Below are 13193 nucleotides of genomic sequence, written 5' to 3'. Positions count from 1 at the left end.
GAGCGGTTGGTTAAGATCTTTCGTCTCAACCGAGGCGCGCATTCTACAGCAGCCTCATTTGCTGTCAAGTGATTATTTTCAGAAGTTTTCGAAGAATTCCTCAACAACTTCAACCACTTGCGCTTCCGATCTCTCGTCAGCGGGAGGCGAATTCTACAGCGTTACACGCTGCTGTCAACACCTCTTCTTCAACTTCCTTCTGGCTTCAATGAATTGAAGCAACGTGCCGCCGAAACCTACATAACTCATTGAATCTCAAGGAGTTTTCCGTTTCGACTGCGCCGGAAGTGGGGCGAATTATAGACATCTGAAATTCGCCGTCAACACTTATTTTCATAATTCTGTCACATCGGTCAAAAAACCCTGAAAACACGAAGGCCGACCCCAAGGGTCGGCCTTTGTTGCATCGCCCCTCTACTTACAAGCTAGGGAACGCGAACTGCGAAGCCTCATGGCTGGCACGCTGCGGCCAGCGCTGGGTGATCGCCTTGCGACGAGTATAGAAGCGCACACCATCCGGACCATAAGCGTGCAWGTCGCCGAACAGYGARCGCTTCCAGCCGCCGAAGCTGTGGTAAGCCACCGGAACCGGCAGCGGCACGTTGACGCCAACCATGCCGACTTCAATCTCGTCGCAGAACAGACGCGCCGCTTCACCGTCACGGGTGAAGATGCAGGTGCCGTTGCCGTATTCGTGATCGTTGATCAGTTGCATTGCCTCTTCCAGGCTGTTCACGCGAACGATGCACAGTACCGGGCCGAAGATCTCTTCTTTATAGATACGCATCTCTGGGGTGACGTTGTCGAACAGGCAGCCACCGAGAAAGAAGCCTTCTTCATGACCGGCCACGCTGAAACCACGACCGTCGACCACCAGGGTCGCGCCCGCCGCCACGCCGTCGTCAACGTAACCGCTGACTTTGTCGCGCGCCTGACCGGTCACCAGTGGCCCCATGTCCAGACCGCACGAAGTGCCGGCACCGATTTTCAGCGCTTGGATCTGTGGAACCAGTTTGGCCACCAGTGCATCCGCCACCTGGTCACCCACACACACGGCCACCGAAATCGCCATGCAGCGCTCACCGCACGAACCATAAGCCGCGCCCATCAGTGCGCTGACCGCGTTGTCCAGATCGGCATCCGGCATCAGCACGGCATGGTTCTTCGCGCCGCCCAGTGCCTGGACGCGCTTGCCGCGCTTGGTGCCTTCGGCGTAGATGTATTCAGCAATCGGCGTCGAACCAACGAAGCTCAGCGCTTTGACTTCCGGCGCTTCGATCAGCGCGTCCACCGCAGTCTTGTCACCATGCACCACGCTCATCACGCCTTTCGGCAGACCGGCCTCCAGCAGCAACTGAGCGATCAGCAGTGTCGAGCTCGGGTCACGCTCGGACGGTTTGAGGATGAAGCAGTTGCCGCAGACGATCGCCAGTGGATACATCCACAGCGGCACCATGGCCGGGAAGTTAAACGGGGTGATACCGGCAACAATGCCCAGCGGCTGGAAGTCCGACCATGCGTCGATGTTCGGGCCGACGTTGCGGCTGTACTCGCCCTTGAGGATTTCCGGGGCAGCGCAAGCGAACTCGACGTTCTCGATACCACGCTTCAGTTCACCGGCGGCGTCTTCCAGGGTCTTGCCGTGTTCTTCGCTGATCAATTGCGAGATGCGCGCTTCGTTCTGCTCCAGCAGTTGCTTGAAGCGGAACATCACCTGCGCACGCTTGGCCGGTGGCGTGTTGCGCCAGGCCGGGAACGCAGCCTTGGCGGCATCGATGGCTTTCTGGATGGTGGCCTGGCTGGCCAGTGGCAGCTTATGGATAGCCTGACCAGTGGACGGATTGAACACATCAACCGCGCGACCGTTCTCGGTCACCAGTTCGCCATTGATCAAATGCGGGATAACGCTCATCGAAAACTCCTGAATTCTTGTCCACGGGCACACGTTAAGGAGTGCCCGTTTTTGTCGGTATATATAGAAGGAAAAATCAGTCGAGCTTGTTCAGCACTTCGCCGACCGCGTCGAACAGACGATCGAGGTCTTGTGGCTTGCTGTTGAAAGTCGGGCCGAACTGCAAGGTGTCGCCGCCGAAGCGTACGTAGAACCCGGCTTTCCACAGGGCCATGCCGGCTTCGAACGGACGCACGATGGCGTCACCGTCACGCGGGGCAATCTGGATCGCACCGGCCAGACCGAAGTTACGGATGTCGATAACGTTCTTCGAACCTTTCAGCCCGTGCAGCGCGTTTTCAAAATGCGGTGCGACGTCTGCAACGCTCTGTACCAGGTTTTCCTTTTGCAGCAGGTCGAGAGCCGCCAGGCCAGCGGCACAAGCCACCGGGTGTGCCGAGTAGGTGTAGCCGTGTGGAAATTCCACGGCGTATTCCGGGGTCGGCTGGTTCATGAAGGTCTGGTAGATCTCGGAGCTGGCAATCACCGCGCCCATCGGGATCGCGCCGTTGGTGACTTGCTTGGCGATGCACATCAGATCCGGGGTCACGCCAAAGGTGTCGGCGCCGAACATATTGCCGGTGCGGCCGAAACCGGTGATCACTTCGTCGAACACCAACAGGATGCTGTGCTGATCGCAGATTTCGCGCAGACGTTTCAGGTAACCCTGTGGCGGAACCAGTACACCAGCGGAACCGGCCATAGGCTCTACGAATACCGCGGCGATATTCGAAGCATCGTGCAGCTCAATCAGTTTCAGCAGTTCATCGGCCAAGGCGATACCGCCCTGCTCCGGCATGCCACGGGAGAAGGCATTGCTCGCCAGCAGCGTGTGCGGCAGGTGATCGACATCCATCATCGCCTGACCGAACAGCTTACGGTTGCCGTTGACGCCGCCGAGGCTGGTGCCGGCGATGTTCACGCCGTGGTAGCCACGGGCACGGCCGATCATTTTGGTTTTGGTCGCCTGACCTTTCAGGCGCCAGTAGGCACGGACCATTTTCACGGCGGTATCGGCGCACTCGGAACCGGAGTCGGTGAAGAACACGTGGTTGAGGTTGCCCGGGGTCAGCTCAGTGATCTTCTCGGCCAGCTGGAACGACAGCGGATGACCGTACTGGAAGCCCGGCGAGTAATCGAGGGTGCCCAATTGCTTGGAAACCGCTTCCTGAATTTCCTTGCGGGTGTGGCCGGCGCCGCAGGTCCACAGCCCGGACAGCGAGTCGTATACCCGGCGGCCTTTGTCGTCGATCAGCCAACTGCCTTCAGCACCAACGATCAGTCGCGGGTCGCGCTGGAAGTTACGGTTGGCGGTGTACGGCATCCAGTGCGCGTCCAGCTTCAGTTGGCTGGCCAGTGGCGACGGCGCGTTTTCAGGCATGTTCATCGGGCAAAACCTCGCAGGGCATAAGCGTCAGGGAGATAAAAAGCGTTGTTGCAGCTAAATTGCCACGCGGATAAAGTCGGTGAAATTCAACTCTTCTAACCTTCAGTTAGAACTTCGCTAAACAATGAGAACAATAAGATGAGCAGCCGTCGCCCCGATCCGCTGGCCCAGGTCAGTGACTTTGATATCCGCTTGTTGCGGATTTTTCGCAGTGTGGTGGAGTGCGGCGGCTTCTCGGCAGCGGAAACCGTGCTCGGCATCGGTCGCTCGGCGATCAGCCAACAGATGAGCGATCTGGAGCAGCGCCTCGGTTTGCGTCTGTGCCAGCGTGGTCGAGCCGGTTTTTCGCTGACCGAGGAAGGTCGCGAGGTGTATCAGTCGGCACTGCAACTGTTAAGTGCACTGGAAAGCTTTCGCACCGAAGTCAACGGCCTGCACCAGCATCTGCGGGGTGAGTTGATCATTGGCCTGACCGACAACCTCGTCACCCTGCCCCATATGCGCATCACCCACGCCCTCGCCCAATTGAAAGAACGCGGGCCGGATGTGCAGATCCAGATCCGCATGATTGCGCCCAATGAAGTCGAGCAAGGCGTGCTCGATGGGCGTCTGCATGTCGGCGTGGTACCGCAGGCCAGTGCGTTGTCGGGCCTCGAATATCAGCCGTTGTACAGCGAGCGTTCGCTGCTTTATTGCGCGGTTGGCCATCCGTTGTTTTATGTCGATGACAAACAACTCGATGACGAACGCCTTAACAGTCAGGACGCGATTGCCCCGACCTTTCGTTTGCCGGCGGAGATTCAGGCGCATTACCAGGCACTCAATTGCACCGCCAGCGCCTCCGACCGTGAAGGAATGGCGTTTTTGATTTTGACCGGACGCTACATCGGTTACCTGCCGGATCACTACGCCAGCCTCTGGGTGCAGCAAGGTCGTTTGCGTGCGCTGAAATCGCAAACACGTTTCTACGACCTGAGCCTCGCATCGGTCACGCGCAAGGGGCGGCGCCCTCATTTGGTGCTGGAAAGCTTTTTGGAGAGTCTGGCGGCAACGCGTTGAAAATCCGCCGAGGCCCGCCAGTGTTGGGCCCTGGCGACAAATCCGGCAAATAACCTGAGCAAGTGGACAGCTTTTTGCAGTGCTGGATCAACCCCGATCCTTCAACAAGAAGCCTTAAGCCATGCAGCCAGATTCCGCACCGTCCAGCGACCTGATCTACGGCCTCAACGACCGCCCCAAACCCGCCGCTGCAATTCTTGCCGCGCTGCAGCACGTGCTCGCCAGTTTCGTTGGCATCATCACCCCACCATTAGTGATCGGCTCGGCCCTCGGGCTGACTGCGCATTTGCCTTATCTGATCAGCATGGCCTTGATGGTCTCGGGCGTCGGCACGTTTATTCAGGCGCGGCGGCCGTTCGGCATCGGCGCGGGAATGATCTGTCTGCAAGGCACCAGTTTTGCTTTTCTTGGTGCGGTGCTGTCGGCGGGGTTTCTGGTCAAGCAGCGCGGCGGCAGCCCGGAAGACATTCTGGCGATGATTTTCGGTGTGTGCTTTTTCGGCGCAATCGTGCAAATCGTCCTCAGCCGCTTTATCGGGCAATTGCGCCGCGTGGTCACGCCGTTGGTGACCGGAATCGTCATCACGCTGATAGGCATCAGTCTGATCAAGGTCGGCATTACCGATCTGGGCGGAGGCTTCAATGCGCCGGACTTCGGTGCGCCGGGCAATCTGGCGTTGGGCGTGTTTGTGTTGCTGACGATCATCCTGCTTAACCGCTCGAACACGCCATGGGTACGCTTGTCGGCAATCATCATCGGTTTGCTGCTCGGCAGCCTGGCCGCGTGGTTCAGTGGGAAACTGGTACCGCAGCCATTGCCTGACTTGCCGCTGATGAGTTTTCCTACGCCGTTCAAGTTTGGCTTCAACTTCGACTGGACGGCTTTCCTGCCGGTCGCGCTGATTTATCTGATCAGCACCATCGAAACCGTCGGCGACCTCACTGCCAACTGCATGCTCGCTCGCCAACCGATCAGCGGCCCTTCTTATATAAGCCGCCTGCGCGGTGGCGTACTCGGCGATGGCGTCAGCTGCATGATCGCCGCGACCTTGAGCGCCTTTCCCAACACCACGTTCGCGCAGAACAACGGCGTGATTCAGTTGACCGGCGTCGCCAGCCGCTACGTCGGGCTGTACATCGGCGCGATTCTGTTTTGCCTCGGCTTGTTCCCGATGATCGGCGCGGTGCTGCAACAGATTCCGAAACCGGTGCTCGGCGGCGCGACCCTGGTGATGTTCGGCGCGGTGGCGGCTGCCGGTGTGCGCATCCTCGCGCAGTCGCCGCTGGATCGACGCAGCATGTTGATCATCGCCACGTCGTTCGGCGTCGGCCTGGGCATCGCCGCACAACCGACCCTGCTACACCTATTGCCGAAACTGGTGCAGAACCTGTTTGATTCGGCGATCACCAGCGGCGGCCTGACCGCAATCATCCTGTGCCTGCTGCTGCCGGAGTCGAAAACCGAGGCCGCTGAAGCGCACGCGCCGCTGAACAAGATCGAACAGGCGTAACGGTTTTTCGCGCAAGGACTTGTCGGATGCCTGTGGGTGCGCTATCAACGCAACTGGTTGCACCCACAGACAAACCCGGAAGTGCCTATGACCTTTGAAGTCCCTGCCCATGGCGGCAAACCCGCCAGCCGCATTCGTCAGAAGAACGAAGAGACCATCCTCAAAGCCGCCGAAGACGAGTTCGCTCGTCACGGGTACAAAGGCACCAGCATGAACACCATCGCGCAGAATGCCGGGTTGCCCAAGGCCAACCTGCATTACTACTTCACCAACAAGCTTGGCTTGTACGTGGCGGTGCTGAGCAACATCATCGAGTTGTGGGACAGCACCTTCAACACCCTCACCGCCGAGGACGATCCGGCCGAAGCGCTGACTCGCTACATCCGCGCCAAGATGGAATTCTCCCRCCGCCAGCCACAGGCCTCGCGGATCTTTGCGATGGAAGTGATCAGCGGCGGCGAATGCCTCAGCGAATATTTCAATCAGGATTATCGCGCCTGGTTCACTGGCCGCGCGGCGGTATTTCAAGCGTGGATCGATGCGGGCAAAATGGACCCGGTCGATCCGGTGCACTTGATCTTCCTGTTGTGGGGCAGCACTCAGCATTATGCCGACTTCGCCACGCAGATCTGCCGCGTCAGTGGTCGCAGCAAGTTGACCAAGCAGGACATGGAAGACGCCGGCAACAACCTGATCCGCATCATTCTCAAAGGCTGCGGCCTCACTCCTCCTCTATAAGACGTTTATGCCTTTCACCCTCAGCGGTTTTTGCGAGTACCGCGAAGAGATTCGCAAAAGCCGCTTTAACACCTTCGCCACGCCGATCGGCAGCCCTGCCGACGCGCAGGCGTTTTTCGAGCAGTACAGCGATCTGAACGCCTCGCACAATTGCTGGGCGTGGAAACTCGGCGATCAATACCGCAGCAATGACGACGGCGAACCGGGCGGCACGGCCGGGCGMCCGATTCTGGCGGCGATTGAAGCGCAGGATTGCGATCAGGTCGCGGTATTGGTGATCCGTTGGTACGGCGGCATTCAACTCGGCACGGGCGGTTTGGCCCGGGCTTATGGCGGTGGCGCGAACAAGTGCCTGCAGACGGCGGCCAAAATCGAATTGATCAGCCGGGTGCCGTTGAGCTGTGCTTGCGGGTTTGCCGAGTTGGCGCTGGTGAAGTTGCGGGTGGCCGATCTGGGTGGATTGGTTGTCGAAGAAAACTTCACGGCAAACGGCGTTGAGTTGAAGTTGGCGGTGGGTGAGGCGCAGATCGATGTCTTGCAAACCCAGCTAGCTGATTTGAGCCGTGGGCGGATTTTGCTTCAACGATAAAAGATCAAAAGATCGTCCGATCGCGGCCCGAGCGTTCCGCAGCTCCTACATTTGAAATGCGCTCCCCTGTTGGAGCTGCCGAAGGCTGCGATCTTTTGGGGCGATCCCGAATTTCCTTATTCCACAGAGTTGCCCACATCGGCTGTGCACCCGACTGTGGATAACCTGAGCACATTCCGCTGTAACCCTTCTGTCACGTGGCTTTGCGCGGTTTGTTCACTTTTCGTTCAATTCTCCCGACGAAACGAAATTTTCAAACATAAACAGTCAGTTAGCGCGGTTTATCACCATTAGAAGAAAGCACCGCAGTGCTTATGCCCGGGTTTGCAGCTTGCGCACAATAACTGTGGAACAAGCTGTGGATAACCCGTTCATGGCTGGCGCAGTCGCTGGATCCATCTAGCCCCCAAGGGATTGCTCGTTTTTTGATCATATCGCGACGGGCAAAACTGGCGCCCGAGCAACGGCTTTGCTCTGAATTGGTGCCATCGTCGTACGTGATTCGGCCTTCAATGCTCTATACCGAGTGCTGCCCCACGCGGCCCGCTCGCGTTCCTGACTCAATGGCCAGGAAATTGCTTTATCCACAGGCACAACTCCAAGCAAGTCGAGCCTGTCATGCCAATTGCTTCCAACACCCCGCGCCTGCAACTGCGCCACATCAGCAAACGCTACCCCGGTTGTCTGGCCAACGATGCCATCGACCTGAGCATCACGCCCGGTGAAATTCACGCCCTGCTCGGTGAAAACGGTGCGGGCAAAAGTACGTTGATGAAGATCATCTACGGCGTCACCCAGGCCGACACCGGCGAGATGCTTTGGCAAGGTCAGCCGGTGAATATCCGCAACCCGGCGCAGGCGCGGCAGTTGGGGATTGGCATGGTATTCCAGCATTTCTCACTGTTCGAAACCCTCAGCGTGGCGCAAAACATTGCTTTGGCGATGGGCGCAGCAGCCGGCACGCCGAAACAACTGGAACCGAAAATTCGTGAAGTGTCGCGCCGTTATGGCATGGCGCTGGAGCCGGAGCGACTTGTCCACAGCCTGTCGATCGGCGAGCGGCAACGGGTGGAGATCATTCGTTGCCTGATGCAGGACATTCGCCTGCTGATTCTCGACGAGCCGACCTCGGTGCTGACGCCGCAAGAGGCCGACGAATTGTTTATCACCCTGCGCCGCCTCGCCGCCGAAGGCTGCAGCATTCTGTTTATCAGCCACAAACTCGCTGAAGTGCGCGCGTTGTGCCACAGCGCGACGGTTCTGCGCGGTGGGCGCGTGGCCGGACATTGCCTGCCAGCGGAGTGCTCGGATCAGCAATTGGCGCAGATGATGGTCGGCGAAGCGGCGGCGTTGATTGGCGACTATCCGAAGGTCAGCGGCGGCGCGGCGTTTTTGCAGGTGAAGGGCTTGAGTTGGCACAACCCGGATCCGTTCGGCTGCTCGCTGACTGACATTGATGTGCAAGTGCGCAGCGGCGAAATTGTCGGCATCGCCGGGGTCGCTGGTAATGGCCAGGATGAGTTGCTGGCACTGCTCAGCGGCGAGCAAACCTTGCCTCGGGCGCAAGCCGCGACCATTCGATTCGCCGAGCAACACGTCGCCGATTTGCGCCCGGATGCCCGCCGCAAACTGGGCCTGGCTTTCGTCCCCGCCGAACGCCTCGGGCATGGCGCGGTGCCGGAATTGAGTCTGGCGGACAACGCCCTGCTGACGGCTTTCCAACAAGGCTTGGTCAGCAACGGGCTAATCCAGCGCGGTAAAGTCGAAGCCCTCGCCCAACAGATCATTCAGCGCTTCGGTGTAAAAAACCCGGACACACAAACCGCCGCGCGCAGTCTGTCCGGCGGCAATCTGCAGAAATTCATTCTCGGCCGGGAAATCCTCCAGCAACCGAAACTGCTGATCGCCGCGCACCCGACCTGGGGCGTCGACGTTGGCGCCGCCGCGACCATTCACCGTGCGCTGATCGCGCTGCGCGATGCCGGCGCGGCGATTCTGGTGATCTCCGAAGACCTCGACGAATTGTTCCAGATCAGCGACCGCCTCGGCGCGCTGTGCGGTGGACGTTTGTCGGCACTGCAAGACACCAGCAAGACACAACTCAGCGACGTTGGCGGCTGGATGGCCGGCCAGTTCGACCACGCCCCTTCAGCCGCCACGTTTTAACGGAGTTATACACATGCTGCTTTCCCTCGAACCCCGTGGCCAGCAATCGCGCCTGATGCTGTGGTGCTCGCCGTTATTGGCGGCGGCGCTGACGCTCGGTTGCGGCTCGCTGCTGTTTATCGCCCTTGGTCATGACCCGCTGCAAACCTTGCACACGCTGCTGATCGCACCGGTCAGCGATTTGTATGGCGTCTCTGAATTGTTGGTCAAGGCGCTGCCGATTCTGCTCTGCGCACTGGGCTTGGCAGTGGCCTATCAGGCGCGAATCTGGAACATCGGCGCCGAAGGTCAATTACTCCTCGGCGCGCTCGCCGGCAGTGCCTTGGCGGTGAACATTATCGACCTGCAAAGTCGTTGGGCGCTGGTGTTGATTCTGCTCACCGGCACCCTCGCCGGCGCGGCGTGGGCCGGGCTGACCGCATGGTTGCGCACACGCTTCAACGCCAACGAAATCCTCACCAGCATCATGCTCAATTACATCGCGCTGAACCTGCTGCTGTTCTGCGTGCACGGGCCGCTGAAGGATCCCGCCGGGTTCAACTTTCCCGAGTCGGCGATGTTCGGCGATGCCAGCCGTTTGCCGCTGCTGATGGAGGATGGCCGCGTGCACGCCGGGGTGTATTTCGCCCTGCTCGCACTGGTCGCGGTGTGGGTGTTGTTGCAGAAAAGCTTTGTCGGTTTCCAGATCAAAGTACTCGGGCTGGACAAGCGCGCGGCGGGGTTCGTCGGCTTTCGCGAGAAGCGTTTGATCTGGCTGGCGCTGTTGATCAGTGGCGGCTTGGCCGGGCTCGCGGGTGTCTGCGAGGTCACCGGACCGATTGGCCAATTGGTGCCGCAGGTGTCGCCGGGATACGGCTACGCGGCAATCACCGTGGCGTTTCTCGGACGCCTCAATCCGATCGGGATTCTGTTTTCCAGCCTGTTGATGGCGCTGCTGTATATCGGCGGCGAGAGCGCGCAAATGACCCTGAATCTGCCGCAGGCGATCACCCAGTTGTTTCAGGGAATGATGCTGTTTTTCCTGCTCGCCAGTGACGTGCTGATTCTCTATCGGCCACGCCTGAACCTGCGTTGGGTGAAGCGCACTTCGACCACTGCCGTAACCGCCGGAGCGCTGTGATGGATATCGATCTGTTGAGCAATATTTTCTACGCCATGGTGCGTTGCGGCACGCCGTTGTTGCTGGTGGCGCTGGGGGAATTGATCTGCGAGAAGAGCGGCGTGCTCAACCTCGGGCAGGAAGGGATGATGCTGTTTGGCGCGGTGATCGGTTTTATCGTCGCGCTCAACAGCGGCAACCTGTGGCTCGGCGTGTTGCTGGCGATGCTGGCCGGGATGTTGTTGTCGTCGCTGTTTGCGCTAGTGGCGTTGGTGTTCAACGCCAATCAGGTGGCGACCGGGTTGGCGCTGACGATTTTTGGTGTCGGGCTGTCGACCTTTGTCGGCGCAGCTTGGGTCGGTAAACCACTGGCCGGTTTTGAGCCGTTGGCGATTCCTTATCTGAGTGAGATTCCGCTGATCGGGCGGATGCTGTTTGCTCAGGATTTGCTGGTGTACCTGTCGTTCGTGCTGTTTGCGCTGGTGGCGTGGGTGATCATCAAAAGTCGTGTCGGGTTGATCATTCAAGCGGTCGGCGAGAATCCGGATGCGGCCAGTGCGATGGGCTTGCCGGTGTTGACCGTGCGCACGTTGGCGGTGCTGTTTGGCGGGGCGATGGCCGGGCTGGCCGGAGCGTATTTGTCGCTGGCGTACACGCCAATGTGGGCGGAAAACATGACCGCCGGGCGTGGCTGGATCGCCCTGGCGCTGGTGGTGTTTGCCAGTTGGCGGGTGTGGCGGTTGTTGCTCGGGGCTTATTTGTTCGGCCTCGCCAGCATCCTGCACTTGGTGGCGCAGGGGTTGGGGCTGGCGATTCCGTCGAGTCTGCTGGCGATGCTGCCGTATGTGGCGACGATTGTGGTGCTGGTGCTGTTGTCGCGGGATGCGTTGCGGACGCGGTTGTATGCGCCGGTTTCGCTTGGGCAGCCTTGGCAGGCGGGGCATTAAGAGGTGAATTCACTGCCCTCTTCGCGAGCAAGCTCGCTCCCACAGTTGACCGAGTTCACTCAGATCCCCTGTGGGAGCGAGCTTGCTCGCGAAGGCGTCCGCACAGGCAACACCTGAGCAACGCCCCACGCCAGTTCGAAGACCAGGAAAATAATCAGGATCGAACTGGCGCCATGGGCCAAGGCATATGCTTGCCAAGTCGCAAACAAAAACCGCCCCACCGCGTCATACCGTCCATAAAGCGCCTGCGGATCACGAATCCGCAGCACCGCCCACACGCACACCACCGAGCCCAGCAAATTCGCCATCAACAGGTGCACAGGCGCAAACGCCGGCAGTTCACCGGGCAAATTCAGCGCGGTCAAAAACCCATGCAAAGCGGCAAAACTCCACGGCGTGGCAAATGCCACCGTGACGATCAGGTCATACCAGGCACTGCCAAGCACCACATTGCGATACTGCGTTGAAGTCCACATCATCCATGCTCCGCAAAATTCAGGGAGCAAACACGGTAAAGCCTGGAGTATGCTCCAGGGTCAATAGCCTTTTTGAGAGCCCGCATGCGCATCGGTGAATTAGCCCAGGCCTGCGCCGTCAGCCATGACACTCTGCGCTTCTACGAGCAGCGTGGGCTGATAGCCGCGCAACGCCGTGCCAACGGTTACCGCGACTATCCGCCAGACATGGTGCAACTGGTGCTCTATATCAAAACCGCGCAACGCCTGGGATTTACCCTCGGCGAGATCAGTGAAAGCGTTGCCGCGCTGTGGAACGCCCCCAACCCGGACAACGCCGTGGCGCAGTTGCTGCGCGACAAACTGCAACTGATCGAAACCCGTATGCGCGAACTCGACACGCTGCGGCAAGAGTTGCAACTTCGCCTCGGTCAGGCCTGTCCATTGAATCCATGATCCTCATTCATCAAGGAAGCCCATCATGTCTGCAAAAAACGCACTGATCATCGGCGCCTCCCGGGGCCTTGGCCTCGGTCTGGTGAAAACCCTGCTGGCCGACGGCTGGCAAGTCACCGCCACCGTGCGCAATCCGCAAAACGTCGAGGCGCTGCAAGCGCTGGGCAAGGTGCGGATCGAGAAGCTCGACATGGATGACCAGCAAGCGGTGATCGCCCTGAGTCAGCAGCTCAAGGGCGAAACGTTTGACCTGCTGTTCGTCAACGCCGGGGTCAAAGGCCCGGCGGACCAGACCCCGGGCGGCGCGACACTGGCCGAAGTCGGTCAGCTGTTTTTCACCAACGCGGTGGCACCGATCAATCTGGCCCAGCGGTTTGTCGGGCAGATCCGCGATGGCAGCGGCGTGCTGGCGTTCATGAGTTCCGGGTTGGGTAGCGTGACGGTGCCGGACGCGCCGGAGTTGGCGCTGTACAAAGCGAGCAAGGCTGCGCTGAATTCGATGACCAACAGTTTTGTCACGCAACTCGGTGAGCAGAAGATGACAGTGTTGTCGCTGCATCCGGGTTGGGTGAAGACGGACATGGGTGGCGAAGGGGCTGACCTTGACGTGGATACCAGCACCCGTGGGCTGGTTGATCAGGTGAATGCGTATACCGGCAAGGGCGGGCATCACTTCATCAACTACAAGGGTGAAACGATTCCCTGGTAAGCATACAAATCCCCTGTAGGAGTGAGCCTGCTCGCGATAGCGGTGTGTCGTTCAGCAAAAGTATTGCCTGATACACCGCTATCGCGAGCAGGCTCACTCCTACAAGGGAGGCTCACTCCTACAAGGG

12 protein-coding genes are annotated in these 13193 nt (G+C 59.4%); 9 read left to right on the top strand and 3 right to left on the bottom strand.

Annotation, left to right across the window (positions count from 1 at the left end; translation table 11 throughout):
- Positions 1-418: 418 nt before the first annotated feature.
- The gene (locus AC1DVF_RS27320; protein WP_477783459.1) at positions 419-1912 is read right to left on the bottom strand and encodes a CoA-acylating methylmalonate-semialdehyde dehydrogenase; all 1494 of its coding nucleotides are present in this window, start codon (positions 1910-1912) and stop codon (positions 419-421) included.
- A gap of 76 nt (positions 1913-1988) precedes the next feature.
- Positions 1989-3338, bottom strand: coding sequence for an omega-aminotransferase AptA (aptA, locus tag AC1DVF_RS27315; protein WP_093430337.1), 1350 nt, complete (start codon positions 3336-3338; stop codon positions 1989-1991).
- 138 nt (positions 3339-3476) lie between these two features.
- Here aptA and AC1DVF_RS27310 point away from each other — a divergent pair, with 138 nt between their 5' ends.
- From AC1DVF_RS27310 to AC1DVF_RS27280, 7 genes are all read left to right on the top strand, one after another.
- A complete protein-coding gene (locus tag AC1DVF_RS27310) occupies positions 3477-4397 on the top strand; it encodes a LysR family transcriptional regulator (protein WP_007914725.1) in 921 nt (306 codons plus the stop codon).
- A 121-nt stretch (positions 4398-4518) separates the two neighbouring features.
- Positions 4519-5907: a uracil-xanthine permease family protein gene (locus tag AC1DVF_RS27305; RefSeq protein ID WP_460089789.1), complete on the top strand. Its 1389-nt coding sequence runs from the start codon at positions 4519-4521 to the stop codon at positions 5905-5907.
- Positions 5908-5994: 87 nt separating this feature from the next.
- Positions 5995-6645, top strand: a complete 651-nt coding sequence (locus AC1DVF_RS27300) for a TetR/AcrR family transcriptional regulator (RefSeq protein WP_477783458.1) — start codon at positions 5995-5997, stop codon at positions 6643-6645.
- A 7-nt stretch (positions 6646-6652) separates the two neighbouring features.
- Positions 6653-7234: an IMPACT family protein gene (locus AC1DVF_RS27295; protein WP_257356955.1), complete on the top strand. Its 582-nt coding sequence runs from the start codon at positions 6653-6655 to the stop codon at positions 7232-7234.
- A gap of 618 nt (positions 7235-7852) precedes the next feature.
- Positions 7853-9400: an ABC transporter ATP-binding protein gene (locus AC1DVF_RS27290; protein ID WP_477783457.1), complete on the top strand. Its 1548-nt coding sequence runs from the start codon at positions 7853-7855 to the stop codon at positions 9398-9400.
- 13 nt (positions 9401-9413) lie between these two features.
- Positions 9414-10520, top strand: coding sequence for an ABC transporter permease (locus AC1DVF_RS27285; protein ID WP_093430325.1), 1107 nt, complete (start codon positions 9414-9416; stop codon positions 10518-10520).
- Positions 10520-11446, top strand: a complete 927-nt coding sequence (locus tag AC1DVF_RS27280) for an ABC transporter permease (protein WP_116256683.1) — start codon at positions 10520-10522, stop codon at positions 11444-11446. The genes AC1DVF_RS27285 and AC1DVF_RS27280 overlap by 1 nt, the downstream gene beginning before the upstream one ends.
- A gap of 59 nt (positions 11447-11505) precedes the next feature.
- On the opposite strand, the gene AC1DVF_RS27275 is transcribed toward AC1DVF_RS27280, so the two are convergent.
- A complete protein-coding gene (locus AC1DVF_RS27275) occupies positions 11506-11922 on the bottom strand; it encodes a hypothetical protein (protein WP_093430369.1) in 417 nt (138 codons plus the stop codon).
- An 84-nt stretch (positions 11923-12006) separates the two neighbouring features.
- On the opposite strand from AC1DVF_RS27275, the gene AC1DVF_RS27270 reads away from it, so the two are divergent.
- Together AC1DVF_RS27270 and AC1DVF_RS27265 are read left to right on the top strand one after the other, a co-directional pair.
- Positions 12007-12357: a MerR family transcriptional regulator gene (locus AC1DVF_RS27270; RefSeq protein WP_477783456.1), complete on the top strand. Its 351-nt coding sequence runs from the start codon at positions 12007-12009 to the stop codon at positions 12355-12357.
- A gap of 22 nt (positions 12358-12379) precedes the next feature.
- Positions 12380-13066: an SDR family oxidoreductase gene (locus AC1DVF_RS27265; RefSeq protein WP_460131084.1), complete on the top strand. Its 687-nt coding sequence runs from the start codon at positions 12380-12382 to the stop codon at positions 13064-13066.
- Positions 13067-13193 lie beyond the last annotated feature (127 nt).

This window comes from Pseudomonas sp. P4_D7, from assembly GCF_056401755.1.
The sequence above is the reverse complement of the archived record's forward strand: the minus strand, read 5'-3'. Positions and strand labels throughout refer to the sequence as shown.

Bases quoted from the DNA above. Each gene is read 5' to 3' on its own strand.
- aptA (WP_093430337.1), bottom strand. From the start codon at position 3,338: ATGAACATGCCTGAAAACGCGCCGTCGCCACTGGCCAGCCAACTGAAG.
- AC1DVF_RS27310 (WP_007914725.1), top strand. From the start codon at position 3,477: ATGAGCAGCCGTCGCCCCGATCCGCTGGCCCAGGTCAGTGACTTTGAT.
- AC1DVF_RS27305 (WP_460089789.1), top strand. From the start codon at position 4,519: ATGCAGCCAGATTCCGCACCGTCCAGCGACCTGATCTACGGCCTCAAC.
- AC1DVF_RS27290 (WP_477783457.1), top strand. From the start codon at position 7,853: ATGCCAATTGCTTCCAACACCCCGCGCCTGCAACTGCGCCACATCAGC.
- AC1DVF_RS27285 (WP_093430325.1), top strand. From the start codon at position 9,414: ATGCTGCTTTCCCTCGAACCCCGTGGCCAGCAATCGCGCCTGATGCTG.
- AC1DVF_RS27280 (WP_116256683.1), top strand. From the start codon at position 10,520: ATGGATATCGATCTGTTGAGCAATATTTTCTACGCCATGGTGCGTTGC.
- AC1DVF_RS27275 (WP_093430369.1), bottom strand. From the start codon at position 11,922: ATGTGGACTTCAACGCAGTATCGCAATGTGGTGCTTGGCAGTGCCTGG.
- AC1DVF_RS27270 (WP_477783456.1), top strand. From the start codon at position 12,007: ATGCGCATCGGTGAATTAGCCCAGGCCTGCGCCGTCAGCCATGACACT.